Raw genomic sequence first — 25126 nt, 5'->3', positions numbered from 1 at the left:
CTTCAGTTCGTCGTGCCGGCGAGGATCGCCCCCGCCAGCCCCATCACCACCGGCGCGACCCCCACGAGGAGGAAGGCCGGCAGGAAGCACAGCCCCAGTGGGGCGGTGATCAGCACTCCGGCGCGGCGCGCGCGTGCCGCCCCGAAACGGGCGTGTTCGGCCCGGCACCCAGCGGCGAGACGCGCGATCTCCTCGACCGGCGGCACTCCCGTCGTGGTCGCGCGCTCCAGGCACCGGGCGAGCTCCCGGCAGCCGAGCCGGTCCAGCCGGCCCCAGCACTGCGCGGGGTCGCCGCCCAGCCGGAGTTCGGCGGCGGCGCGGGTGAGCGCCTCCCCGAGCGGCCCGCCGAGGGACGGCCCGACGGCCTCCGCGGCCTCGCGGGGCCCTGCCCCGGCGGCGACGCAGGCGGCCATCAGATCTGCGGCCAGCGGCAGTTGGTGCGCGGCACGGGTCTGGTCCCCGGGCTGCGCGGGCCGAGGCCGCCGCTGCCGGCGGCGCATCGCCCACGCGGCGCCGAGCCCGGCCGCCGCGCCGGGGACACCGCCGATCAGGGCGAACGCGCCCAGGGCGACCCCGGCGACCGGCGTCCAGCTGCGGACGGAGGCCGCACCCGGCCATCGGCGGAGCCGCCTGGGCGGCGCCGCCCTCATGAGCAGCCGGAGCCTGCGCCGCGCGGCGCGCTCCCTCCGTGCGGCGGCGAGGGCAGCAGCCGCACAGACGGCGGCGGCCACGGACGCCACGACGATCCCCAGCCTGTGGACGGCCTCGCCGTTCATGACCCGCCCTCCGCAGCGCGGACGATGCGGGCGGTCCAGGCGAGCCCCGCCCATTCCAGGAGCCCGCCGGCGGCCAGGCAGCCGAGCCCGGCGGGTGTGCGCAGCAAGGTGCCGAGCGGATCCGCGCCCAGCCCGGTGCCCAGGACCAGCCCGAAGGCGGGCAGCAGGGCCAGCAGCGCCACGGTGGAACGGGGCGCCGCCAACTGGGCCCGCAGGTCCTCGCGCTGGTCGCGTTCGGCGCGCAGGGCGGCCGCGATCCGGTCCAGACCGTCCGCAAGTCCCGCGCCGCCGTCCACGGCCACCTGCCAGCACGCGGCCACACCGGAGAGCCCCTCGGCGCCCGCCGGCCGGGCGGCCGCCCGCAGTGCCGCCGGCACGTCACCGCCGAAACGGGCGGCGGCGAGCAGCGGCAGCGCGGCGTCCGACAGGCCGGGGCACTCCGCCCAGCCCTCACGGCCGAGCGCACCGGCCAGCGCGGCGGACGGGGCCAGTCCGGCCCGCAGATCGCCGGCGACCGCAGCGCACAACGCGCCCACCGCCACGGCCCGCCGTTCCGCCTCGGCACGCCGTTCCCGCCCGCGCAGCCACCGCCCGGCGAACGGCACGGCGGCCGCTCCGAGCAGGACCGGAAGCACCGATCCGGCGGCCAGGGCCACGACCAACCCGCCCGGAAGGAAAAGCACTTCGCGGCCGAGTCGCCAGCCGAACCGCACCCGGAACGGCTCCAGCAGCCCGTTGAGGCGGCTTTCGAGGTCTCCGGGCCCCAGGAGTCCACCAGGCGCCCCACGGGCCCCTGAGGCGCCACTCAGCAACGTGCGTGCCCTGCGCAGGACTTCGTCCCGTGCGCACAACGCCCACGCGGCGGCGCCCGCGCACATGGCGGCGAGGACCACGACGGCGTTCACGGCCGCGCCCTCTCGCAGAGCGCGGCCAACCGGGCCCACCCGGGGCCGCGTTCACCGCCGCACAGGGCCGGGACCGTGCCGACGATCCCGTCGGGGCCGCGCTCCAGGACGTGGATCTCGGCGACCCGGCGCCGGCCCGAGCGGTCCCGCACCAGATGCACCACCACCGACAGGGCGGCGGCCAACTGGCTGTGCAGTGCTGCCCGGTCCAGGCCCGCCACGGCGCCCAGCGCCTCCAGGCGGGCGGGCACATCACCCGCGGCGTTGGCGTGGACGGTGCCGCAGCCGCCCTCGTGGCCCGTGTTGAGCGCTCCCAGGAGATCGAGCACCTCGGGCCCGCGCACCTCGCCGACCACCAGCCGGTCCGGACGCATGCGCAGCGCCTGCCGCACGAGGTCCCGCAGGGTGACCAGGCCGGCGCCCTCCTGGTTGGCGGGCCGGGTCTCCAGCCGGACGACGTGCGGATGGCGCGGCCGCAGCTCCGCGGAGTCCTCGGCGAGGACGATGCGCTCGCCCGGCGGGACGAGGCCGAGCAGGCAGCTCAGCAACGTGGTCTTGCCGGAGCCCGTGCCGCCGGAGACCAGGTACGACAGGCGGGCGTCCAGCACGGCACGCAGGAGGGCGGCCGTGCCGCCGTCCATGCTGCCCGCGGCCACCAGTTCGTCCAGGGTGAAGGCACGGGTGCGGACCACCCGCAGGGACAGGCACGGAGCGCCGACCACCACCGGTGGCAGCACCGCGTGCAGCCGGGTGCCGTCCGGAAGCCGGGCGTCCACCCAGGGCCGGGCGTCGTCCAGCCGGCGGCCGGCCGCGGAGGCGAGCCGCTGGGCGAGCCTGCGCACGGCCGACGCGTCCGCGAACCGCACCTCGGTGCGCTCCAGCCCGGCGCCCCGGTCGGCCCACACCTCGTCGGGCCCGTTCACCAGCACATCGGTGACCTCCGGTTCGGCGAGCAGGCCCTCAAGGGGCCCGGTGCCGACCATCTCCGAGCGCAGCGCGGCCACCACGTCGAGCACCTCGGTGTCGCCGAGCAGCCGGCCCTGGGCCCGCAGCGCGGCGGCCACGCCGGCCGGGGTGGGCTCGTCGCCGGAGGCGGCCAGCCGCAGACGTACGGCGTCGAGCAGGGCGGGGGTCATGACGTCGGCGCTCATGCGGCCACGCTCCCGCCGCCGGACAGCGCCGCCGTGAGGAACGCCGAGCAGAACCCGGACAACGGGCCCCGGCCGCTGCCGCCCGGCGCCTCGCCGCCGTCCAGGGCGGCGGGCAGGCCGGGCTCGGGCGGCAGCTCGCCGGCGAGCGGGAGCCCGACCAGCTCGGCGAGGGCCTCGTCGGTGAGCCCCGAGCCGAAGGGGCCCCGGGCGACGACCCGCAGATCCCGCAGCACCATGGCCATCCGGGAGGCGACCCGGCCGGCGGCCGCGACCGCGCGCAGTTCGGCGGGGACGACCAGCAGGCCCACGTCGATCTGGGCGAGCGCCTCGGCCACCGCCTCGTCCATCCGGCGCGGCAGGTCGACGACCACCACCCCGCCGCGCCGCCGGGCGGCGCCCATCACCGACCGCATGGCCTGCGGCGGGATGACGACGGTGTCGCCGCGGTCCCAGCTGAGGACGCTCAGGGCGTGCGTCCGGGGCAGCGACTCCTCCAGCGCCCCGCTGCTGACCCGGCCCCGGGACTCGGCGAGGTCGGGCCAGCGCAGTCCGCCCACCCGTTCGGCCCCGAGCAGCACATCCAGCCCGCCGCCGAGCGGATCCGCGTCGACGAGCATCGTGCGGCGCCCGGAGCGTGCGGCCGTGACGGCCATCGCGCAGGCCAGGGTGCTGGCCCCCGCGCCGCCTCGGCCGCCGACGACCCCGATCGTCAGGGCCGGCTCCCCGGCGCCCTCCGCGACGTCGGCGATGCGGTCGGCCAGCCATGTCTCGGCGTCGGGCAGGAAGGCGACGTGCTCGGCGCCGACGTCCACGGCGCGGCGCCACACGTCGGGATCGTCCAGATCCCGGCCGACGAGGAGCACCCCCCGGCGGCGGCGCGCCGTACCCGGCACGCGGCGGGTGTCCGCGGCCCCGACCAGCACCAGCGGCGCGGCCTCCCAACTGCCCGGCGCCGGCGGGACCCCGAAGGCGACCTCCGGTTCCGCGCCCGCGGCGGCGCACAGCCGCAGCAGGTCGTCCAGGAGGGCCCCGTCCTCGGTGACGATGAGCGGGCCGCCGCCCTGATCGTCCTTTCCGCGCGGCCGTCCCGATGCCCGCGCGGACACCCGCCCTTCACGCGCTCCATTTGTTTCACCGTTGAATGATTCGGCGACCACGACGCCCCCTCGCTCGTTCCGACCCGTGCCGTCGGTATCCGGCACATGCACCGGACACATCTCCGGCGCGGCATTTGCCGCCAGAGTCTCGCGAGTCGCCGAAATTTGATGATCTTGGTGGGAATCAGTGGATAACCAGGCTGTTGTGGATATCTCCGCCACCCGCACGAGTGGCTTCCACCGCACAGCGCAACGAATGCGATCCGTCACTCAACGTAGTCGCGCGGGAAAGAGAACCGGCCCCCCGCGGAAGCCGCGGGGGGCCGTTCACATGCCGGGCGCGTTCGGACTCAAGGCCTGAAAATGCCCCCGGACATGCGACGACCCCCGCCGGGGGGGAGAGCGGGGGTCGTCCCCACGGTCCGACTCGGGGGGGGAGGAGCCAGACCGGGTTAGCACGGTCGCGAACGATCCGTGACTTCCATGGTGTACCCGAAGGCCTTCTCAGGCAAACCCACGCGCAGGAGCTTACGCCGAATGGTGGGTCCCTATGCTCGTCCTCGTGGAAAACCACCTGTCGCCGCGCACCGCCGCGTTCTTCGATCTCGACAAGACGGTGATCGCCAAGTCGAGCACCTTGGCGTTCAGCCGGCCGTTCTACCAAGGCGGCCTCATCAACCGGCGCACCGTGCTGCGGACCGCGTACGCCCAGTTCGTCTATCTGCTCGGCGGCGCGGACCACGACCAGATGGAGGGGATGCGAAAGTACCTCTCCGACATGTGCCGCGGCTGGAACGTGCAGCAGGTGCGGGAGATCGTGGCCGAGACCCTCCACGACCTCATCGACCCGATCATCTACGACGAGGCCGCCTCGCTCATCGAGGAGCACCACCTGGCCGGCCGCGACGTCGTCATCGTCAGCGCCTCGGGTGCGGAGGTCGTGGAGCCCATCGGCGAGATGCTCGGCGCGGACCACGTCATCGCCACCCGGATGGCCGTCGAGGACGGCTGCTACACCGGCCGGATCGAGCACTACGTCTACGGCCCCGCCAAGGCCCGGGCCATCACCGAGCTCGCGGAGGCCGAGGGCTACGACCTCAAGCGCTCCTTCGCCTACAGCGACTCGGTGACCGACGTCCCGATGCTCGAGTCCGTCGGCCACCCGTACGCGGTCAACCCCGACCGCGGGCTGCGCAGGGAGGCGGCGTCACGCGAATGGCCGACGCTCACCTTCAGCCGGCCGGTCCGGCTGCACCAGCGTGTGCCCGCGCTCACGATGCCCTCGGGGCCGGTCCTGGCGCTGGCCGCGGTCGGCGCCGCCGCCGCCACGGCGGGCCTGGTCTGGTACGCGGCGCGGCGGCGCAGGCTCGTCCTGTCCTGATGTGGACCCGATTGCACCTTTCGAGAAGAAGGCACCGACCCGGCCCGGTATGCAAAGAACCGTGGCGAGGGGTTCCGGTTCTCCCGAAGGTGCAGTACAAAGGTCTTACGGCCCGCGAGACCACGGACTTCCGCGAGGAACCCCGTCGAATCAGGCCCCACGGACCGAGCATGACAGCTGGGAACCCACGCGACGCAGACCCGCTGACCGGGCCGGCCGCACCAGGTGACGGGCAAAGTTCCCGACCTGATGGGCGAACATCGTGCACGCCTGGTAACCCGACGGTCATGCCAGCGGCGGCACCCGCGAGGTGCCGCCGCATCTTTGTGTCCACGCATCCCGCGCCGCCCTGCCCCACGGACCCCACGGATCCCGCGGGCGGCGCCTGCCCGGCGTCCTAGGCCTAGGCGGCGCCGCGCTGCAGGGCCTCGCAGACTGCCACGCTCTCCCGTACGCCCAGGCCCACGGCCTGCCCGCAGTGCGTGATCCAGGCGGCCATGCCCTGAGGGGTGCCGGAGGCGTAGCCCCGCAGCGCCTTCAGGTGGTCCGCGCGCCCGAGTTCGGCGTGGCCGACCTCCGCCGGGCAGATGGACTTGGGGTCCAGACCGCTCCCGACGAGGACGACGCGCTGCGCGGCGCGCGCCACGAGACCGTTGTACGAGCCGAACGGCCGCAGGCACAGCAGTTCGCCGTGCACGACCGCGGCGACGACCAGCGCCGGCGCCTCACTGCCCAACAGCAGCAGGCCGGCGAGCCCGTCGAGCCGCGCGACGACCTCCGCCGGTTCGGGCAGCGGGAATTCGGCGACGTCCAGGAGCGGCTCCTCGACCTTCTCGCCCGCCTGCCGCGGGCGGCCGACCGTCTCGTCCGGCGAGACGCCGCCGGCCGCGACCAGGTGCAGCCGGGCCAGCGCCTGCAGCGGCGACTGCCGCCAGACGGAGAGCAACTGGCCGGACTCGGCGGTGAGCCGCAGCGCGGCGCCCACCGCGCGCGACTCCTCGTCGGAGGAGAAGTCGCTGCGCCTGCGCACTTCTTCCAGCGCCCAGTCGGCCCCGGCGAGCGCCGCGGAGCCGCGGGCGCCGCGCAGCGCCGCCTCCGAGGACACCTCTTCGGAGCGGCGGCGCATCACCCGGTGCCCGTAGACCCGGTCCACGGCCTTTCGAACGGAGTCCACCGACTCGGTGACACCGGGGAGCGAACCGAGGACGGCGAGCGGATCAGCTGTCGTACCCATACCCACGACCCTACGCACCCCCGGCGGGGCGCCGGTGGGCGAGTGGGCATCGTCACGCGCACCGCGCGCGTCCGCGCCGTCCCGGGTGGGGCCCCGCCCGGGGCCCGGACACGGGCCCGCAGGCGGGCCCCGAGCCACCCCGATGTCCACCGACGGGTGAACTCCCGCGCCGGAGGCCGCTGGAGGGCGGCGCCGTCACTACGCTTAACGAACATGAAGATCGCTTTCGTCGGAAAGGGCGGCAGCGGCAAGACCACGCTGTCCTCCCTCTTCATCCGTCACCTGGCAGCCGCCCACGTCCCCGTCGTGGCCGTCGACGCCGACATCAACCAGCACCTCGGCCCGGCGCTCGGCCTCGACGAGGAGGAGGCCGCCGCCCTCCCGGCGATGGGCGCCCACCTCCCGCAGATCAAGGAGTACCTGCGCGGCGTCAACCCGCGGATCGCCTCCGCGGAGACGATGATCAAGACCACCCCGCCCGGCGAGGGCTCCCGCCTGCTGCGGATCACCGGGGACAACCCGGTCTACGCCGCCTGCGCCCGGCCCGTCGCGCTCGACGTCGGCGAGGCGCGGCTGATGGTCACCGGTCCCTTCCAGGAGTCCGACCTGGGCGTGGCCTGCTACCACTCCAAGGTCGGGGCGGTGGAGCTGTTCCTCAACCACCTGGTCGACGGCCGCGGGGAGTACGTCGTCGTCGACATGACGGCCGGCAGCGACTCCTTCGCCTCCGGCATGTTCACCCGCTTCGACATGACGTTCCTGGTCGCCGAACCGACCCGGAAGGGAGTGGCGGTCTACCGCCAGTACAAGGAGTACGCCCGGGACTTCGGGGTCGCCCTGCACGTCGTCGGCAACAAGGTGCAGGGCCCGGACGACGTGGACTTCCTGCGCGCGCACGTCGGTGACGACCTGCTGGTCACCGTCGGGCACTCGGACTGGGTCCGGGCCATGGAGAAGGGCCGGCCGCCGCGGTTCGGGGAACTGGAGGAGCCCAACCGCGCGGCGCTGCGGTCGATGCGCGACGCCGTGGACGCCTCGTACGAGCGGCGGGACTGGGAGCGCTACACCCGCCAGATGGTCCACTTCCACCTCAAGAACGCGGAGAGCTGGGGCAACGCACGGACCGGCGCGGACCTCGCCTCGCAGGTCGACCCCGGCTTCGTCCTGGGCGAACGGTTCACCCTCACCGGGTAATCGTTCGCCCGTTCGGGCGAATCCCGATCCACGGGCCCTATGTCTGCATTACTCTCCATTTACCGACTCTTGAGAGTAATCAAGCAATCACATTCCGTTACTTTCAAAGGCCGACAGCACCCGCCGCAACAGCCGTGACCACGACCGCGTACGCGCACCAGCCGGACGCAGCCGCGCCGCCCCGGAGGAGACGGGAACATGCACGCCACGCCAGAACCGCAGACGCAGCAGTCGCAGACCCCACCGCGGGATCTGCCCCCACCGCCCGCCGCCGAGGAAGGGAACACCGCCGTCTGGCGGCACGACCTCTCGGCCTCGATCACCGTCTTCCTGATCGCCGTCCCGCTGTCCCTGGGCATCGCCCTGGCCACCGGCGCCCCGCTGCAGTCGGGGCTGATCGCCGCCGCCGTCGGCGGCATCGTCGTGGGCCTGATGGGCGGCGCGCCGCTCCAGGTCAGCGGCGCCGCCACCAGCCTGGTGGTGGTCACCGCCGAGCTCGTCCAGCGCTACGGCTGGCGCACCACCTGCGCCATCACCGTGCTGGCCGGACTCGCCCAACTCGCCCTGGGCACCCTGAGGGTGGCCCGGGCGGCGCTCGCCGTCAGCCCGGCGATCGTGCACGGCATGCTGGCGGGCATCGGCGCCGCCATCGCGCTCGCCCAGCTCCATGTCGTGCTCGGCGCCAACCCCGACAGCTCGGCGCTCGCCAATCTGGCGGCCCTGCCCCAGCAGTTGTCGTCCCCGCACCCCGGCGCGCTGCTGATCGCGGCGGTCACGGTGGTCGTACTGGTCGGCTGGCCGCGCCTTCCCGGACGGGCCGGCAGGGCGCTGCGCACGGTCCCGGCGCCGCTCGCCGCCATCGCCGCCGCGACCGCCGTCGGCGTCCCCATCGTGGTGCCGCGGGTCGACCTGCCCGCCTGGCACGCGGTGGCGCTGCCCGGGCTGCCGCACGGACCGGTGCTCGGTATCGCCGCCGCCGTCCTGACCGTCACCCTCGTCGCGAGCATGGAGTCGCTGCTGTCGGCGGTCGCGATCGACAAGATCCGCTCCGGGCGCGGTGCGCCCGGGGACGCCGTCCCGGCCCGCCTGAACAAGGAGTTGCTCGGGCAGGGCACGTCCAACGTGCTCTCCGGCCTGCTCGGCGGGCTGCCGGTGGCCGGCGGCGCGATCCGCGGCTCGGCCAACGTGGCCGCGGGCGCGCGGACGCGCCGGTCCACGGTGCTGCACGGGGTGTGGGTGCTGCTGTGTGCCGGGCTGCTGGCGGGGCTGCTGGAGCACATCCCGCTCGCCGCCCTCGCCGCCCTGGTGATGGTGGTCGGGATGAAGATGGTGAGCTTCGCGCACATCAAGCACGTGCAGCGGCACCGGGAGTTCCCGGTCTACGCGGCGACGCTCGGCGCGGTGCTGCTGCTCGGCGTGCTGGAGGGGGTGATGACCGGCATCACGGTGGCCGTCTTCCTCTCCCTGCGCCGGCTGACGCACACCCGGATCACGGTGAACAAGGAGTCCGGCGTCCACCAGGTGCACGTACGCGGCCAGTTGACCTTCCTCGCGGTGCCCCGGCTGACCCGGGCGCTGGCGGAGGTGCCGGACGACGCCAGCGCCGTCATCACCCTGGACGGCTCCTTCATGGACCACGCCGCCTACGAGTCGCTGCAGCACTGGTGCGACGGCCACCGGGCGCGCGGCGGCTGGGCGACCCTCACGGGCCGGTCGGGCACACCGATCGCGGTCCCCTCCAGCACGCACGCCTGCCGCCCCTGGACGCCGTGGCGCAACCACCACTGCACCAAGCCGGGCACGGAGGCGGGTGCCGCCGGGCAGCTGGTGGGCGGGCTCAGCGCCTTCCAGCGCAACACCGCGCCCCTGGTCAGGGACGAACTGGCGCGGCTCGCCCGCGAGGGGCAGCGGCCCACCCAGCTCTTCCTCACCTGCGCCGACTCCCGCCTGGTCACGAGCATGATCACCTCCAGCGGGCCCGGCGACCTGTTCACCGTGCGCAACGTGGGCAACCTGATGCCGCCGCCCGGCGCCGACGCCTCCTGCGACTCGGTGGGCGCCGCGATCGAGTACGCGGTGGAGGTGCTGAAGGTCGGCAGCATCACGGTGTGCGGGCACTCCGGGTGCGGCGCGATGCAGGCGCTGCTCAGCGGGGCGGGCCACGAGCCGGGGGCGCAGACCCCGCTGGCCCGCTGGCTGCGCCACGGCCGCCCGAGCCTCGCCCGGCTGGAGCGGATCGGCCGGCTCGGCCGCGGAGAGGTCGCTCTCGCCGACCGCCCGGTGGCCGACGAGCTCGAACGGCTCTGCCTGGTCAACGTCGTGCAGCAGCTCGACCACCTGATGGCCCACGCCTGCGTCGCCCGCAGGGTGGCCGAGGGATCGCTGCAGCTGCACGGGATGTACTTCCACGTCGCCGAGGCCCAGGCCTACGTCCTCGGCGCCGGGAGCGGCACGTTCGCCGCCGTACGGCCGGAAGTGCTCGACACGGTCTGACCGGGCCGCCCGCAGCGGCGGCTCACCCGACCGGTCCAACCGACCGGCCCACCCTCCCGGCCCGCCGCGCACCCGCCGGCGGGCCGGACCCGTGCAGGGGCGCCGCACCGCGACAGGTCTAAACCAATATTTGCGGCGAACCCTTGTCATTCCGCCCCTCCGGCTGGTGAGCTATGGCGTGGGACACAAGAGGACACCCTGCGAAGGAGCACGGCGTGAGCAACGAGAGCCTGGCCAACCTTTTGAAGGAGGAGCGCCGGTTCGCTCCGCCCGCCGAGCTGGCGGCCGGTGCCAATGTGACCGCGGAGGCCTACCAGCAGGCCGGTGACGACCGACTGGGCTTCTGGGCGGCGCAGGCCCGCCGGCTGAACTGGGCGAAGGAGCCGACCGAGACCCTCGACTGGTCCAACCCGCCGTTCGCGAAGTGGTTCGCCGACGGCACCCTGAACGTCGCCTACAACTGCGTCGACCGGCACGTCGAGGCCGGCCACGGCGACCGAGTGGCGATCCACTTCGAGGGCGAGCCCGGTGACGGCCGGGCCATCACCTACGCCGAGCTCAAGGACGAGGTGAGCCGCGCCGCCAACGCCCTGACCGAGCTGGGCGTCACGGCCGGCGACCGGGTCGCCGTCTACATGCCCATGATCCCCGAGACCGTCGTGGCGATGCTGGCCTGCGCCCGCGTCGGCGCCGCGCACTCGGTGGTCTTCGGCGGCTTCTCCGCCGACGCGCTGGCCGCGCGCATCGCCGACGCCGACGCCAAGCTGGTCATCACCGCCGACGGCGGCTACCGCCGCGGCAAGCCGTCCGCCCTGAAGCCCGCCGTGGACGACGCGGTCGGCCGCTCCGCCGGCGTGGAGAAGGTGCTGGTCGTCCGGCGCACCGGCCAGGAGGTCGCGTGGACCGAGGGCCGGGACGTGTGGTGGCACGAGATCGTCGAGCGGCAGTCCGCGGAGCACGCCCCGGAGGCCTTCGAGGCGGAGCACCCGCTCTTCATCCTCTACACCTCCGGCACCACCGGTAAGCCCAAGGGCATCCTGCACACCTCGGGCGGCTACCTGACGCAGACCGCCTACACCCACAACGCCGTCTTCGACCTGAAGCCGGAGACCGACGTCTACTGGTGCACCGCCGACGTCGGCTGGGTCACCGGCCACTCGTACATCGTCTACGGCCCGCTGGCCAACGGCGCCACCCAGGTGCTGTACGAGGGCACCCCCGACACCCCGCACCAGGGCCGCTTCTGGGAGATCGTCCAGAAGTACGGGGTCACGATCCTCTACACCGCCCCCACGGCGATCCGCACCTTCATGAAGTGGGGCGACGACATCCCCGCCAAGTTCGACCTGTCCTCGCTGCGCGTCCTGGGCAGCGTCGGCGAGCCGATCAACCCCGAGGCGTGGATCTGGTACCGCGAGCACATCGGCGGCAGCCGCTGCCCGATCGTGGACACCTGGTGGCAGACCGAGACCGGCGCCATGATGATCTCCCCGCTGCCCGGTGTGACGGAGACCAAGCCCGGCTCCGCGCAGCGCCCGCTGCCCGGCATCTCCGCCACCGTCGTGGACGACGAGGCCAACGAGGTGCCCAACGGCTCCGGCGGCTACCTCGTCCTCACCGAGCCGTGGCCGTCGATGCTCCGCACCATCTGGGGCGACGACCAGCGCTACCTGGACACCTACTGGTCCCGCTTCGAGGGCCGCTACTTCGCCGGCGACGGCGCCAAGAAGGACGAGGACGGCGACATCTGGCTGCTGGGCCGGGTGGACGACGTCATGCTCGTCTCGGGCCACAACATCTCGACCACCGAGGTCGAGTCGGCCCTCGTCTCGCATCCGAAGGTCGCCGAGGCGGCCGTGGTCGGCGCCACCGACGCGACCACCGGCCAGGCCATCGTCGCCTTCGTGATCCTGCGCGGCACCGCCGCGGCCGAGGACGGCGAGGAGCTGATCGCCGAGCTGCGCGACCACGTCGCCAAGACGCTCGGCCCGATCGCCAAGCCGAAGCGGATCCTCACGGTGGCCGAGCTGCCGAAGACCCGCTCCGGCAAGATCATGCGGCGTCTGCTGCGCGACGTCGCCGAGAACCGGGAGCTGGGGGACGTCACCACCCTGACCGACTCCACGGTCATGGACCTCATCCAGACCAAGCTCCCGACCGCCGCGAGCGAGGACTGACGACCCCCGCCACCGCACCGAAGAGGCCCCCACGGGGGCCTCTTCGCCGTTTCACGGCGGTGCGGACGCCCCTGCGGACGCCCCTGCGACGCCCGGCGATTGTCCGTAATGTGAAAAACGCCGGAGGCTCCGGCGCCGAGCCGGTAAGCTGCTGAGCGCGTAAAGAACGCGACAGTGCATCGGGGCGTGCCGGGAAGTCTGGTCGGCAAGGTGATCAGCCATGCCGAACCCGACCGGAGGTCCAGCCCCCGTGACCGCGACCAAGCGCCGCCGTTCCGTCTTCCTGGGCCGGATGCCCCTCCCGGAACGGAACTTCGTCGCCGACGCGCTGCGGACGGAGACGGTGGGCGGCGTGATGCTGCTGGTGGCCGCCGTCCTGGCACTGGTCTGGGCGAACAGCCCGCTGGGTGACTCCTACCGGTCCACCGTCGCCTTCCACTTCGGGCCCGCGTCGCTCCATCTGGACCTGTCGGTGGGGCACTGGGCCGGGGACGGACTGCTGACGGTCTTCTTCTTCGTCGCGGGCATCGAGCTCAAGCGGGAACTGGTGGCGGGTGAGCTGCGCCGTCCTTCGGCGGCCGCGCTCCCCGTCATCGCCGCGCTCTGCGGCATGGCCGTGCCGGCGGTCGTGTACGCGGTGGTCAACACCGTCGGCGGGGGTTCCCTGCAGGGCTGGGCGGTGCCGACGGCGACCGACATCGCGTTCGCCCTGGCGGTGCTGGCCGTGCTCGGCACGGCGCTGCCGTCCGCGCTGCGCGCGTTCCTGCTGACCCTGGCGGTCGTCGACGACCTCTTCGCGATCCTGATCATCGCGGTCTTCTTCACCTCGGGCATCAACTTCGCCGCGCTCGCGCCGGCCGTCGCCGGGCTCGTCCTGTTCCGGCTGCTGCTCCGCAAGGAGGTGCGCGGGTGGTACGTGTACGTGCCGCTCGCCCTGGTCAACTGGGCGCTCATGCACGCCAGCGGGGTGCACGCCACCATCGCGGGCGTGGCGATGGGCCTGATGCTGCGCTGCCACCGGCGGGAGGGCGAGGAGCGGTCCCCCGGAGAGCGGATCGAGCACCTCGTACGGCCGCTCTCGGCGGGACTCGCGGTGCCGCTGTTCGCGCTCTTCTCCGCGGGGGTGCCGATCGCCGGCAGCGCGGTCGCCGAGGTGTTCCACCGTCCCGAGACGCTGGGCGTGGTGCTGGGACTGGTCGTCGGCAAGGCGGTCGGGGTCTTCGGCGGCACCTGGCTGGCGGCACGCTTCACCCGGGCGGAGCTCAACCCCGACCTGGCCTGGCCCGACGTCCTGGCCGTCGCCACGCTCGCGGGGATCGGCTTCACGGTCTCCCTGCTCATCGGCGAACTGGCCTTCGAGGGCGACCAGGTGCTGACCGAGGAGGTCAAGGCGGCCGTCCTGATCGGCTCGTTCACCTCCGCGGTCCTCGCCGCGGTGCTGCTCAAACTCCGCAACGACCGGTACCGGCGGATGTGCGAGGACGAGGAGCGCGACGAGGACCGGGACGGCGTCCCGGACGTCTACGAGTGGGCGAACCCCGAGTTCCACCTGCGCATGGCGGCGATCCACGAGGCGAAGGCGGCCGAGCACCGCAGGCTCGCGGAAGTGGCGCGCTCCGGGGGCAGCGGCGAGGATGAGTCGGGCATGATCGGGGGGTAACCCGTTTGCCCCGGATGACGACTGACGCACCATGACGACGACGGAGGACCCGATGAGCCGAGCGGACGAGCCCGTGAACGTGGGGGTGACCGTGAGCCCCAACGGAAGCCGCAGCCTCGGTCAGCTCTTCGCCTCGGCGACGGCGGACCTGTCCGAGCTGGTCCACGAGGAGATCGCCCTCGCCAAGGCGGAGCTGAGGCAGGACGTCAAGCGCGCCGGCATCGGCGGCGGAGCGGTGGGAGCGGCCGGCATCCTGGCGCTCTTCTCGCTGCCGGTGCTCAGCTTCGCGGCGGCGTACGGCATCCACAACCTGGGGCTGGGCCTCGCCTGGTCGTTCCTCATCGTCGGCGGTGCCTACCTGGTGCTGGCGGGCCTGCTGGGCCTGATGGCGCGCTCGAAGTTCAAGAAGATCAAGAAGCCGGAGCGCAGCATCGCCTCCGCGAAGGAGACCGCGGCGGTGCTGCAGGGGGTCAAGCCGCACCCGCGCAGCGCCTCCTCCAACGGATCGGGCGCCACGGTGGAGGCCAAGGTGTGACACGCTCGGGGCATGACGGTCGCTGAGAGTTCCCCGGTGCGCGTCGACGGACCCTGGACCCACCGGGACGTCGCCGCGAACGGTGCCCGCTTCCACATCGCCGAGCTCGGCGACGGCCCCCTGGTGCTGCTGCTGCACGGCTTCCCCCAGTTCTGGTGGACCTGGCGGCACCAGCTGACCGCGCTGGCCGAGGCGGGCTTCCGTGCCGTCGCGATGGACCTGCGCGGGGTGGGCGGCAGCGACCGCACGCCCCGCGGCTACGACCCGGCCAACCTGGCGCTCGACGTCACCGGCGTGATCCGCTCGCTCGGCGAGCCGGACGCCGCGCTGGTCGGGCACGACCTCGGCGGCTACCTGGCCTGGACGGCGGCGGCGATGCGGCCCAAGCTCGTCCGGCGGCTCGCGGTGTGCTCCATGCCGCATCCGCGGCGCTGGCGCTCGGCGATGCTGACGGACCTGCGGCACAGCGCGGCCGGCGGCTACGTGTGGGGGTTCCAGCGCCCGTTCATCCCGGAGCGGCAACTCGTCGCGGACGACGCGGCGCTGGTGGGACGGCTGCTGCGGGACTGGTCGGGACCCCGGCTGCCCGAGGACGAGACGGTGGACGCCTACCGCCGGGCGATGCTCATCCCCTCGACGGCGCACTGCTCGATCGAGCCGTACCGCTGGATGGTGCGCTCGCTGGCCCGGGTGGACGGCTTCCAGTTCAACCGGCGCATGAAGCGTCCGGTGCGGGTGCCCACGCTGCACCTGCACGGTTCGCTCGACCCGGCGATGCGGGCCCGGCACGCCGCGGGCAGCGGCGAGTACGTGGAGGCGCCGTACCGCTGGCGGCTCTTCGACGGGCTGGGGCACTTCCCCCACGAGGAGGACCCCGCGGCGTTCTCCGCCGAACTGGTCAACTGGCTGCAGGACCCCGAACCGGACCGTTGATCCAGTATGACCATCAGCCAAATGCCGGGCGCATAGGCCAACTGATGGAGCGGCAGGCGGTTACCGACCATGGAGCCCGGGCAGACAGCTCGGTATGGGCTGGACGCACGACTACCGTGACGTGTCACGCGACCGCCGCGCCAACAGGGCGCGGGTCACCACCGGGACGCAGGCCCCGGACCACGGGTCCGGAGGCTCCCGACTCGGCATTCCCCACATCCTCAGGCGCCGCGCCCGCTGGGTGGGCGCCCGGCTGAGGCATACCCGCGACTGACCGCGCGCGGCCGACCGCACACGGCTGCACACGGCTGTCCGCACACGGCCGACCGGCACCGTCCGGCCGGCCGCTCCCCGCAGGACCTACAGGGCGCAGCCCTCGGTGTCGACCTGCCGGCTCGCCGTACGCCCGGCCCGGACGTCCGGCTGGACCTCGTCCGCCGTCAGGGCGTAGCCGGTGTCCGCGTCGTCGAGGGACTTGGCGAACACCACGCCGTACACCTTCCCCTCGGGGGTGAGCAGCGGTCCGCCGGAGTTGCCCTGGCGGACCAGTGTGTACAGCGAGTAGACGTCGCGCTCGACGGTGCCCCGGTGGTAGATGTCCGGGCCCGAGGCCGGGATGCGCCCGCGCACCCGGGCGGCACGCACGTCGAAGCCGCCGTTCTCCGGGAAGCCGGCGACGATGGCGTCGTCGCGCGAGTCGGCGTCGGTGCCGCTGAAGGACAACGCGGGCGCGTCCAGGGACGGTACGTCGATGACCGCGATGTCGCGCTGCCAGTCGTAGAGCACGACCTTGCCGTCGTACACCCGGCCCTCGCCGCCGATCTGCACGGTCGGGTTGTCCACGCCGCCGACGACGTGGGCGTTGGTCATCACCCGGTGCGGGGCGAAGACGAAGCCGGTGCCCTCGAGCACCTTGCCGCAGCTCGGTGCCGTGCCGACGACCTTGACGATGCTGCGCCGCGCGCGGCCGACGACCGCGCTGTCGGCGAGCGCCGGGTCGGGGGCGGGGACGGCGGTGATGGGCTCGTTGCCGAACGGCGAGAAGACCTGGGGCAGTCCGTTCTGCGCGAGCACCGAACTGAAGTCGGCGAACCAGTTGTCGGCCTCGCGCGGCACGATCTGCGCCACCCCCAGCAGCACCCGGGAGGAGCGCACCTCACGGCCGAGGCTGGGCAGCGTGGTCGTGGTGGCGAGCGCGGAGCCGATGAGCCAGGCGACCAGCAGCATGGCCAGGACGTTCACCAGGGCGCCGCCGACGGCGTCGATGGCCCGGGCCGGTGACCAGCTGATGTGCGTACGGACCTTGTTGCCGAGGTGCGTGGTGAAGGCCTGGCCGACCGAGGCGCACACGATGATCAGGACCACCGCGGCGACCACCGCCACCGTGCCGGGCTGGGCGCTGCCGGTGACCGCGTTCCAGATCGCTGGCAGCACGTAGACCGCGACCAGACCCCCGCCGAGGAACCCGACCACCGACATCACGCCGACGATGAATCCCTGGCGGTAGCCCACGATCGCGAACCACACGGCGGCCAACAGCAGCACGATGTCCAGCACATTCACCTGGACACCGTCTCATGGAGGATCAACCCAGCGGGACCGTCTTCGCGCGATCCCAGGGTCGTTCCCAGCCCGCGTGGTGCAGGATCCGGTCGATCAGGCCCGCGGTGAAACCCCACACCAGGGCGCCCTGCACCAGGAAGGCGGGCCCCTGGAGGCCGCTGGGATGGGTCACCACGGCCCGGTTGGCGGGGTCGGTGAGATCCGCCACGGGAACGGTGAACACCCGTGCGGTCTCCGCCGGATCGACCGCTCCCACCGGGGACGGCGTACGCCACCAGCCGAGGACCGGTGTCACGACGAAGTCGCTCACCGGGATGTAGAGCCGCGGGAGCACCCCGAAGACCTGCACCCCCGACGGGTCGAGGCCGGTCTCCTCCCACGCCTCGCGCAGCGCGGCCCGCAGCGGGCCCTCGCCCTCCGGGTCGCCGTCCTCGGGATCGAGCGCACCGCCGGGGAAGGAGGGCTGCCCCGCGTGGGAGCGCAGGGACGCCGCCCTTTCCATCAGCAGGAGTTCGGGCCCCTCGGCCCCCTCCCCGAGGAGGATGAGTACGGCCGAGGGCCTGCCGCCATTCGGCGGCGGCAGGAAACGGCTGAGCTGCTCGGGCCGTACGGCGTCGACCGCGTGGACCACCGGGGCCAGCCATGACGGCAGCCCCTCGCGGTCCAGGGTGACGTCCTCGATGTCGGGTCGTGCCTGCGTCACTCCACCTCCAGCGGCGGCGCCGCCTTGCCCGGGAACCCCGGCGGCGGCTTGAGCCGCTGTCCCGGGCCGCCGGCCAGCTCGTACTTCAGCAGCTTCTTCGCCTTCTCCGGGTCGGTCTCGCCCTCGCCGTACGCCGGGCACAGCGGGGCGATCGGGCAGACGCCGCAGGCGGGGCGGCGGGCGTGGCACATCCGGCGGCCGTGGAAGATCAGCCGGTGCGAGACCATCGTCCACTCGCTCTTCGGGAAGATCGCCATGACGTCCTGCTCGATCTTCTCGGGCTCCTTCGCGCTGGTCCAGCCGAAGCGGTGGACGAGCCGCTGGAAGTGGGTGTCCACGGTGAGCCCGGGGACGCCGAAGGCGTTGCCGAGCACCACGTTGGCCGTCTTGCGGCCCACGCCGGGCAGCGTGACCAGGTCCTCCAGCCGGCCGGGCACCTCACCGCCGTAGGTGTCGCGGAGCGCGGCGGACAGGCCGAGCACCGCCCGCGCCTTGGCGCGGAAGAAGCCGGTGGGGCGGAGGATCCGCTCCAGCTCCTCCGGGTCGGCGGCGGCCATCTCCTCCGGCGTCGGATACGCGGCGAACAGCGCGGGGGTGGTCTGGTTGACCCTCAGGTCGGTCGTCTGGGCCGAGAGGACGGTGGCGACGAGCAGCTGGAAGGGGTTCTCGAAGTCGAGCTCGGGATGGGCGTAAGGGTACAGCTCGGCGAGCTCGCGGTTGATCCGGCGGGCCCTGCGCACCATGGCCAGCCGCGACTCGGACTTGCGCGGCGCCCGCGTCCGGCCGGTGGAGGTCTTGCGGGCAGCCTGTTCGCTCACAGCGGAATCCGCGGCGGCGGCCACCCTTCCGGCCCCGCCACCCTGCCGTTTCTTCTGCGCACTTGGCGTATCGGACACCCGGCCAGCCTAAGCCTCGCCACCGACAATCGCCCTGGAGAGCAGGGATCCGGCCCCCAAACGGACCCCCGGGACACAATCACACGAGCACATAAGACAGACTTGTGATTGATCGCACTGTTTTGCTGTCGGGCATGATGGGGACCGACCCAGCGATGTCGACAAGGAGAGAGCTCGTGGACGACGTTCTGCGGCGCGCACCGCTTTTCGCGGCGCTCGACGATGAGCAGGCCGCTGAACTGCGCGCCTCCATGACGGAGGTCACGCTCGCGCGTGGCGACTCGCTGTTCCACGAGGGGGAACCCGGGGACCGGCTGTACGTCGTCACCGAGGGCAAGGTGAAGCTGCACCGCACCTCCCCCGACGGCCGCGAGAACATGCTCGCCGTCGTCGGACCCGGCGAGCTGATCGGTGAGCTGTCGCTCTTCGACCCCGGCCCGCGCACGGCCACCGCGACCGCGCTGACCGAGGTGAAGCTGCTCGGCCTCGGCCACGGCGATCTGCAGCCCTGGCTCAACGCCCGCCCCGAGGTCTCGACTGCCCTGCTGCGCGCCGTCGCCCGGCGCCTGCGCCGCACCAACGACGTGATGTCCGACCTGGTCTTCTCCGACGTGCCGGGCCGCGTGGCCAAGGCGCTGCTGGACCTGTCGCGCCGCTTCGGCGTGCAGTCCGAGGAGGGCATCCACGTCGTGCACGACCTGACGCAGGAGGAACTCGCCCAGCTGGTGGGCGCCTCCCGCGAGACCGTCAACAAGGCCCTCGCCGACTTCGCGGGCCGCGGCTGGCTGCGCCTGGAGGCGCGGGCGGTCATCCTGCTGGACGTCGAGCGGCTGGCCAAGCGCTCGCGCTGACGCCCGTACGCGTACGAGAAGGGGCGCCCACCCGGAGGTGGCGCCCCTTCGGCGTCCGCGGTGCGGGTGGGGCCGTCAGATCAGCCCGTGCTCCAGCAGGTAGTCCAGCTGCGCCCGCACCGACAGCTCGGCGGCCGGCCACAGGGCGCGGTCGACGTCCGCGTACACGTGGGCGACGACCTCCGAGGGCGTCGTCAGGCCCTGCTCCACGGCCGTCTCGACCTGGGCCAGGCGGTGGGCGCGGTGGGCGAGGTAGAACTCGACGGCGCCCCGCGCGTCGGCCAGGACCGGGCCGTGGCCCGGCAGGACGGTGGCGACGCCGTCGTGCATCGTCAGGGCCTGCAGCCGGCGCAGCGAGTCCAAGTAGTCGCCCAGCCGCCCGTCGGGGTGGGCGACGACCGTGGTACCGCGGCCGAGCACGGTGTCGCCGGTGAGCACCGCCCGGTCGGCGGGCAGGTGGAAGGAGAGCGAGTCCGCGGTGTGCCCGGGGGTGGGTACGACGCGCAGCTCCAGGCCGCCGGTGGTGACGACGTCGCCCGCGCCGAGGCCCTCCTCACCCAGCCGCAGCGCCGGGTCCAGGGCGCGCACGGCCGTACCGGTCAGCTCGGCGAAGCGCGCGGCGCTCTCGGCGTGGTCGGGGTGGCCGTGCGTCAGCAGGGTGAGGGCGATCCTCTTGCCGAGGGAGTGCGCGGTGGACACCACGGTGTTCAGGTGGCCCTCGTCGAGCGGGCCCGGGTCGATGACGACGGCGAGCTCGGAGTCCGGCTCGGAGACGATCCAGGTGTTCGTGCCGTCCAGCGTCATCGGCGAGGGGTTCGGCGCGAGCACGCACACCGCGCGGACGGTCGCCCGCCCGCCGATCTTGGCGCGGGGGTCGCCGGGCTGAAGGGCCGAGGTCATTCGGCGGCTCCCATGCGCTTGGTGAACTCGTCGTGGCCGGGCCAGGTCAGCACGATCTCGTCGCCCACGAGGGCGGCCCTCGCCAGCACGGGGGTGAGGTCGCGTCCCGCCGCGGCGGAGGCCAGGGCCGCCGCCGCGGACCCGTACGGGAGCAGTTCCCGCAGCGTCGCGATGGTCGGCGGCAGCATGGTCATCTCGCCGCGGTCGTAACCGTCCACCGCTTCGGCGGGCCGTAGCCACACCGTGCGGTCCGCCTCCCCCGACACGTCACGGGTGCGCTGGCCGGGCGGAAGCGCCGTCAGGAAGAACCAGGTGTCGTAGCGGCGCTCCTCGAACTCCGGGGTGATCCAGCGGGCCCAGGGACCGAGCAGGTCGGAGCGGAGCACGAGCGCGCGCCGGTCGAGGAAGTCGGCGAAGGACAGCTCGCGCGAGACCAGGGCGCGGCGGTCCGCCTCCCAGTCCTCGCCGGTGGTGTCCGCGACGACGGACGCCTCGTCGGACCCGGCCAGCAGCACGCCGGACTCCTCGAAGGTCTCGCGCACGGCCGCGCACACGATCGCCTGCGCCGAGGCGGGGTCCAGTCCCCGGCCCAGCCGGGCGGCCCAGTTCTCCGGCGAGGGGCCCGTCCAGGCCACCGGGCGCTCGTCGCGCGGGTCCACCCCGCCACCCGGATAGGCGTACGCGCCCGCGGCGAACGCCATCGACGCCCGGCGCCGCAGCATGTGCACGGCGGGACCGCCGTCGGCGTCCCGCAGCAGCAGGACCGTCGCCGCACGGCGCGGCACGACGGGCTCCAGGGTGCCCGCGGTGAGGGCGCGGATCCGCTCGGGCCAGGTCGGCGGGAACCACTGGCCGTTCGTGGTGGTCATGGGGCGGATGCTATGCGCTTCCGCGGGGATGTTCGATAGGGCCCGGACCGGGCGGCGGGCCGGGGCGCCCCTCCGGCGGCCGGGGCACGGCCCGCCGGAGGGGTACCGGACGTCAGTCCTCGACCTCGACCTGGATCTCGACCTCGACGGGCGCGTCGAGCGGCAGCACGGCCACCCCGACGGCGCTGCGGGCGTGCACGCCCTTGTCGCCGAGGACCTCGCCGAGCAGCTCGCTCGCGCCGTTGACGACGCCCGGCTGACCGGTGAAGTCGGGGGCGGAGGCGACGAAGCCGACGACCTTCACGACGCGCTTGACGCGGTCGAGGTCACCCACGACGGAGCGGACCGCGGCCAGGGCGTTGAGCGCGCAGGTACGGGCGAGCTGCTTGGCCTCCTCCGCGGTCACCTCGGCACCGACCTTGCCGGTGCAGGTCAGCTTGCCCTCGACGACGGGCAGCTGACCGGACGTGTACACGTACGCGCCGGACCGGACGGCCGGGACGTACGCGGCGAGCGGCGCGGCCACGGCGGGCAGGGTCAGCCCCAGCTCGGCGAGCCGCTGCTCGACGGCGCTCACGCGTTCTTCTCCCGCTTGAGGTAGGCCACCAACTGCTCGGGGTTGTTGGGGCCCGGCACGACCTGGACGAGCTCCCAGCCGTCCTCGCCCCAGGTGTCCAGGATCTGCTTCGTCGCGTGCACCAGCAGCGGCACGGTCGCGTATTCCCACTTGGTCATGAGGGGACTGTAATGCCTGGCACAGCCACGCCCCTGCGTAGCCCCGCCCTCGACTGGTTAGGCTCGCAGGTGTGAGGCTGCACATCGTGACGGGCAAGGGCGGCACGGGGAAGACGACCGTCGCCGCGGCGCTGGCACTCGCCCTCGCCGCCGAGGGACGGCGGACGCTGCTGACGGAGGTCGAGGGGCGCCAGGGCATCGCCCAGCTCTTCGAGACCGAGGCGCTCCCCTACGAGGAGCGCAAGATCGCGGTGGCCCCGGGCGGCGGCGAGGTCCACGCCCTGGCCATCGACGCCGAACAGGCGCTGCTGGACTACCTCGACATGTTCTACAAGCTCGGCCGGGCGGGCCGGGCCCTGAAGAAGCTGGGCGCGATCGACTTCGCGACCACGGTCGCCCCGGGCCTGCGCGACGTCCTGCTGACCGGCAAGGTCTGCGAGGCGGTGCGCCGCAAGGACCGGGCCGGCTGGCGGTCGTACGACGCCGTGGTGCTGGACGCGCCGCCCACCGGACGGATCACCCGCTTCCTCAACGTCAACGACGAGGTCGCCGGGCTGGCCCGGTTCGGCCCGATACACAATCAGGCGCAGGCCGTGATGCGGGTGATGAAGTCCCCGGAGACGGCCGTGCACCTGGTCACCCTCCTGGAGGAGATGCCGGTCCAGGAGACCGTGGACGGTGTCGAGGAGCTGCGCGCGGCGGGTCTGCCGACCGGCGCCGTGGTCATCAACATGGTGCGCCCGGTGGTGATGGACGGCGCCGCCGTCGCCACGGCGCGCGACGGGCGGCGCACGGCGATCGCCAAGGCCCTCTCCCAGGCCGGGCTGGGCGGCGCGCGGCGCGGCGGCCTCGCGGAGCGGCTCGTCGACCCGCTGCTGGCGCAGGCGCACGAGCACGCGGAACGGGTGGCCCTGGAGCGCGCCCAGCGCGAGGAGCTGACCGCGCTGGGCCTGCCGGCGTACGAGCTGGAGCTGATGGGCGACGGGGTCGATCTCGGCGGGTTGTACAGATTGGCTGAAAATCTGCGGAAGCAGGGGCTGGGGGTCGCATGAGCCTGGAGAGTCCGGTATTGGACATCGACCCGTTGATCGACGATCCGAGGACCCGGATCGTCGTCTGCTGCGGCTCCGGAGGGGTCGGCAAGACCACCACGGCCGCGGCGCTGGGCGTCCGTGCCGCCGAGCGCGGCCGCAAGGCCGTCGTGCTGACCATCGACCCGGCACGCCGGCTGGCGCAGTCCATGGGGCTCTCGGAACTGGACAACACCCCGCGCAAGGTCGCCGGCATCGACGAGTCCGCGGGCGGTGAACTGCACGCGATGATGCTCGACATGAAGCGGACCTTCGACGAGGTCGTGCTGCAGCACTCGGACCGGGAACGGGCCCGGGCGATCCTGGACAACCCCTTCTACCAGTCGCTCTCCGCGGGCTTCGCCGGCACGCAGGAGTACATGGCCATGGAGAAGCTGGGCCAGCTGCGCGCGCTCGACGCGTGGGACCTGATCATCGTCGACACCCCGCCGAGCCGGTCGGCACTGGACTTCCTGGACGCCCCGAAGCGGCTGGGGTCCTTCCTGGACGGTCGCTTCATCCGGCTGCTCATGGCCCCCGCGAAGGTCGGCGGGCGGGCCGGCGTGAAGTTCCTCAACGTCGGGATGTCGATGATGACCGGCACGCTCAGCAAGGTCATGGGCGCGCACCTGCTGCGCGACGTGCAGACCTTCGTGGCGGCGATGGACTCGATGTTCGGCGGCTTCCGCTCCCGCGCGGACGCCACGTACAAGCTGCTCCAGGCGAACGGCACGGCGTTCCTGGTGGTGGCCGCACCGGAGCGGGACGCGCTGCGGGAGGCCTCGTACTTCGTGGAGCGGCTGGCGGCGGAGAACATGCCGCTCGCCGGGCTGGTGCTCAACCGCGTGCACGGCAGCGGGGCGGCGCAACTCACGGCGGAGCGGGCACTGGCGGCGGCGGAGGCCCTGGACGACCTGACCGCGGCGGACGACCCCGACGACATGGACGGCGTGGACGCCGTGGACGTTGTCGACCACCCGGGCGCCCTCGGCACCGACGAGGCCGGTCCTGTGGCCGGGGAACCGTCAACTCCCCGGCTGACCGGGGAGTTTGACGAATCTGCAGAAAATCTTCAAAGCGTCGGCATTGTGGATCAGCCCGGCGGGAAAGCTGGACTCCGTACGGCCGACGGCGGCGAAGGGACCCCCAGTACGGACAGTGCGGACACGAGCTCTCCCGAATCGCCCACCGGCTCCCCGGCCGCAACCGCACCCGCGGCACCCGCGCAGGACCCCGCAGCGGACCGGCCCCCGGAGACGGACCCGCTGGACGCCGACCGTCTCGCCGCCGGCCTGCTGCGCCTGCACGCCGAACGGATGCAACTGGTCGCGCGCGAGCGGCGCACCCGCGACCGCTTCGTCTCCGTGCACCCGGACGTGCCCATGGTGGACGTCGCGGCCCTGCCCGGCGACGTCCACGACCTCGAGGGCCTGCGCGCGATCGGCGAACGCCTCGCGCAGGGTCAGCCGACGGCTGCGTAGTCGTCGTAGTCCCCGTCGTAGCCCTCGTCGTCGAGCGGGAGCACACCTGTGCTGCGCTCGTACTCCGTGCGCGCCGTCTCCAGCAGCCTGCGCCACGAGGTGACCGTGGGACGCCGGCGCAGCAGCGCCCTGCGCTCCCGCTCGGTCATCCCGCCCCAGACGCCGAATTCGACGCGGTTGTCCAGGGCGTCGGCCAGGCACTCGGTGCGTACCGGGCAGCCGGTGCACACCGCCTTGGCCCTGTTCTGGGCCGCTCCCTGGACGAAAAGTTCATCCGGATCCGTCGTGCGGCACGCGGCCTGCGTACTCCAGTCCGTAACCCAGCTGCTCATGCTGGCGCCGTCCTCTCCCGAATCGAGGCTCCCCCACGGCGGCAAGCGGCATATTCACCGTTGCCAGTTGAGGACGTTACGGAAGGTGGGCACGGCGCAACAGCCCTTTCAGGCCCAATCTTGAATGGCCCGAACGGACTATGGGTATGCGGCAGATCACCCGACGGAGTGAGCCGACGACAGAAAGGGC

Annotated in this window: 24 protein-coding genes; 11 read left to right on the top strand and 13 right to left on the bottom strand. The window is 73.2% G+C overall.

All coding sequences use genetic code 11. The annotated features are described in order from the left end of the window. Window positions 1-2: 2 nt before the first annotated feature. From ACZ7MY_RS25300 to ssd, 4 genes are read right to left on the bottom strand one after another with little or no spacing between them, the layout of a single operon-like run. Window positions 3-776: a type II secretion system F family protein gene (locus tag ACZ7MY_RS25300; protein ID WP_499604980.1), complete on the bottom strand. Its 774-nt coding sequence runs from the start codon at window positions 774-776 to the stop codon at window positions 3-5. Further along, window positions 773-1654: a type II secretion system F family protein gene (locus ACZ7MY_RS25295; protein ID WP_499605049.1), complete on the bottom strand. Its 882-nt coding sequence runs from the start codon at window positions 1652-1654 to the stop codon at window positions 773-775. Before ACZ7MY_RS25295 ends, ACZ7MY_RS25300 begins: the two co-directional genes overlap by 4 nt. A gap of 23 nt (window positions 1655-1677) precedes the next feature. Beyond that, complete coding sequence (locus ACZ7MY_RS25290) at window positions 1678-2832, bottom strand: TadA family conjugal transfer-associated ATPase (RefSeq protein ID WP_499604978.1); 1155 nt, start codon at window positions 2830-2832, stop codon at window positions 1678-1680. Beyond that, window positions 2829-3989 (bottom strand): septum site-determining protein Ssd, encoded by a 1161-nt coding sequence (gene ssd, locus ACZ7MY_RS25285; protein WP_499604976.1) that lies wholly within the window; start codon window positions 3987-3989, stop codon window positions 2829-2831. The genes ACZ7MY_RS25290 and ssd overlap by 4 nt, the downstream gene beginning before the upstream one ends. Window positions 3990-4479: 490 nt before the next feature. Between ssd and ACZ7MY_RS25280 the strand changes: the two genes are divergently transcribed. Then, a complete protein-coding gene (locus ACZ7MY_RS25280; RefSeq protein WP_499604974.1) occupies window positions 4480-5310 on the top strand; it encodes an HAD family hydrolase in 831 nt (276 codons plus the stop codon). Window positions 5311-5713: 403 nt separating this feature from the next. On the opposite strand, the gene ACZ7MY_RS25275 is transcribed toward ACZ7MY_RS25280, so the two are convergent. Then, window positions 5714-6544 carry a Fic family protein gene (locus ACZ7MY_RS25275; RefSeq protein ID WP_499604972.1) on the bottom strand — a complete coding sequence of 277 codons (831 nt, stop codon included), beginning with the start codon at window positions 6542-6544 and terminating at the stop codon, window positions 5714-5716. 213 nt (window positions 6545-6757) lie between these two features. Here ACZ7MY_RS25275 and ACZ7MY_RS25270 point away from each other — a divergent pair, with 213 nt between their 5' ends. The 7 genes from ACZ7MY_RS25270 (at window position 6758) to ACZ7MY_RS25240 (ending at window position 15810) form a co-directional block, all read left to right on the top strand. Continuing rightward, window positions 6758-7738, top strand: coding sequence for an ATP-binding protein (locus ACZ7MY_RS25270; protein ID WP_499604971.1), 981 nt, complete (start codon window positions 6758-6760; stop codon window positions 7736-7738). A gap of 198 nt (window positions 7739-7936) precedes the next feature. After that, window positions 7937-10231, top strand: coding sequence for a SulP family inorganic anion transporter (locus tag ACZ7MY_RS25265; protein ID WP_499604969.1), 2295 nt, complete (start codon window positions 7937-7939; stop codon window positions 10229-10231). 215 nt (window positions 10232-10446) lie between these two features. Next, entirely contained in the window at window positions 10447-12408 is a 1962-nt protein-coding gene (acs, locus tag ACZ7MY_RS25260) for an acetate--CoA ligase (RefSeq protein WP_499604967.1), read from the top strand. Window positions 12409-12628: 220 nt separating this feature from the next. Continuing rightward, window positions 12629-14068, top strand: coding sequence for a Na+/H+ antiporter NhaA (nhaA, locus tag ACZ7MY_RS25255; RefSeq protein WP_499604965.1), 1440 nt, complete (start codon window positions 12629-12631; stop codon window positions 14066-14068). 52 nt (window positions 14069-14120) lie between these two features. Further along, entirely contained in the window at window positions 14121-14603 is a 483-nt protein-coding gene (locus ACZ7MY_RS25250; protein WP_499604963.1) for a phage holin family protein, read from the top strand. Between the two features lie 12 nt (window positions 14604-14615). Further along, on the top strand, window positions 14616-15536 hold the full coding sequence (locus ACZ7MY_RS25245) for an alpha/beta fold hydrolase (protein WP_499604962.1): 921 nt from the start codon (window positions 14616-14618) through the stop codon (window positions 15534-15536). Between the two features lie 94 nt (window positions 15537-15630). After that, entirely contained in the window at window positions 15631-15810 is a 180-nt protein-coding gene (locus ACZ7MY_RS25240; protein ID WP_499604960.1) for a hypothetical protein, read from the top strand. 86 nt (window positions 15811-15896) lie between these two features. Here the strand turns inward: ACZ7MY_RS25240 and ACZ7MY_RS25235 are convergent, their stop codons facing one another. The 3 genes from ACZ7MY_RS25235 to nth are packed head-to-tail and all read right to left on the bottom strand — an operon-like array spanning window position 15897 to window position 18620. After that, on the bottom strand, window positions 15897-17099 hold the full coding sequence (locus tag ACZ7MY_RS25235; protein WP_499604958.1) for a MarP family serine protease: 1203 nt from the start codon (window positions 17097-17099) through the stop codon (window positions 15897-15899). A 22-nt stretch (window positions 17100-17121) separates the two neighbouring features. After that, a complete protein-coding gene (locus ACZ7MY_RS25230) occupies window positions 17122-17802 on the bottom strand; it encodes an NUDIX hydrolase (RefSeq protein ID WP_499604957.1) in 681 nt (226 codons plus the stop codon). Further along, window positions 17799-18620 (bottom strand): endonuclease III, encoded by an 822-nt coding sequence (nth, locus tag ACZ7MY_RS25225; RefSeq protein ID WP_499604955.1) that lies wholly within the window; start codon window positions 18618-18620, stop codon window positions 17799-17801. Before nth ends, ACZ7MY_RS25230 begins: the two co-directional genes overlap by 4 nt. Window positions 18621-18874: 254 nt before the next feature. Between nth and ACZ7MY_RS25220 the strand changes: the two genes are divergently transcribed. Next, window positions 18875-19549 carry a Crp/Fnr family transcriptional regulator gene (locus ACZ7MY_RS25220; RefSeq protein WP_431950174.1) on the top strand — a complete coding sequence of 225 codons (675 nt, stop codon included), beginning with the start codon at window positions 18875-18877 and terminating at the stop codon, window positions 19547-19549. 75 nt (window positions 19550-19624) lie between these two features. On the opposite strand, the gene ACZ7MY_RS25215 is transcribed toward ACZ7MY_RS25220, so the two are convergent. The 4 genes from ACZ7MY_RS25215 to sp36 form a co-directional block, all read right to left on the bottom strand. Further along, a complete protein-coding gene (locus ACZ7MY_RS25215) occupies window positions 19625-20449 on the bottom strand; it encodes an MBL fold metallo-hydrolase (protein ID WP_499604953.1) in 825 nt (274 codons plus the stop codon). Beyond that, complete coding sequence (locus ACZ7MY_RS25210; RefSeq protein ID WP_499604951.1) at window positions 20446-21318, bottom strand: NUDIX hydrolase; 873 nt, start codon at window positions 21316-21318, stop codon at window positions 20446-20448. The genes ACZ7MY_RS25215 and ACZ7MY_RS25210 overlap by 4 nt, the downstream gene beginning before the upstream one ends. A gap of 112 nt (window positions 21319-21430) precedes the next feature. Then, the gene (locus ACZ7MY_RS25205; protein ID WP_499604949.1) at window positions 21431-21895 is read right to left on the bottom strand and encodes a RidA family protein; all 465 of its coding nucleotides are present in this window, start codon (window positions 21893-21895) and stop codon (window positions 21431-21433) included. Next, window positions 21892-22053, bottom strand: a complete 162-nt coding sequence (sp36, locus tag ACZ7MY_RS25200) for a Sp36 family protein (protein WP_319134706.1) — start codon at window positions 22051-22053, stop codon at window positions 21892-21894. The genes ACZ7MY_RS25205 and sp36 overlap by 4 nt, the downstream gene beginning before the upstream one ends. A 71-nt stretch (window positions 22054-22124) precedes the next feature. On the opposite strand from sp36, the gene bagA reads away from it, so the two are divergent. Both bagA and bagB read left to right on the top strand, forming a co-directional pair. Next, entirely contained in the window at window positions 22125-23105 is a 981-nt protein-coding gene (gene bagA, locus ACZ7MY_RS25195; RefSeq protein ID WP_499604946.1) for an ATPase BagA, read from the top strand. After that, window positions 23102-24604: an ATPase BagB gene (gene bagB, locus ACZ7MY_RS25190; protein WP_499604944.1), complete on the top strand. Its 1503-nt coding sequence runs from the start codon at window positions 23102-23104 to the stop codon at window positions 24602-24604. The genes bagA and bagB overlap by 4 nt, the downstream gene beginning before the upstream one ends. Here bagB and ACZ7MY_RS25185 read toward each other — a convergent pair. Continuing rightward, on the bottom strand, window positions 24586-24936 hold the full coding sequence (locus ACZ7MY_RS25185) for a WhiB family transcriptional regulator (RefSeq protein WP_499604943.1): 351 nt from the start codon (window positions 24934-24936) through the stop codon (window positions 24586-24588). The genes bagB and ACZ7MY_RS25185 overlap by 19 nt on opposite strands. Between the last annotated feature and the right edge of the window lie 190 nt (window positions 24937-25126).

It is taken from the genome of Streptomyces sp. NPDC111520, from assembly GCF_055635295.1.
This window is presented reverse-complemented; position numbering and strand designations above follow the sequence as displayed.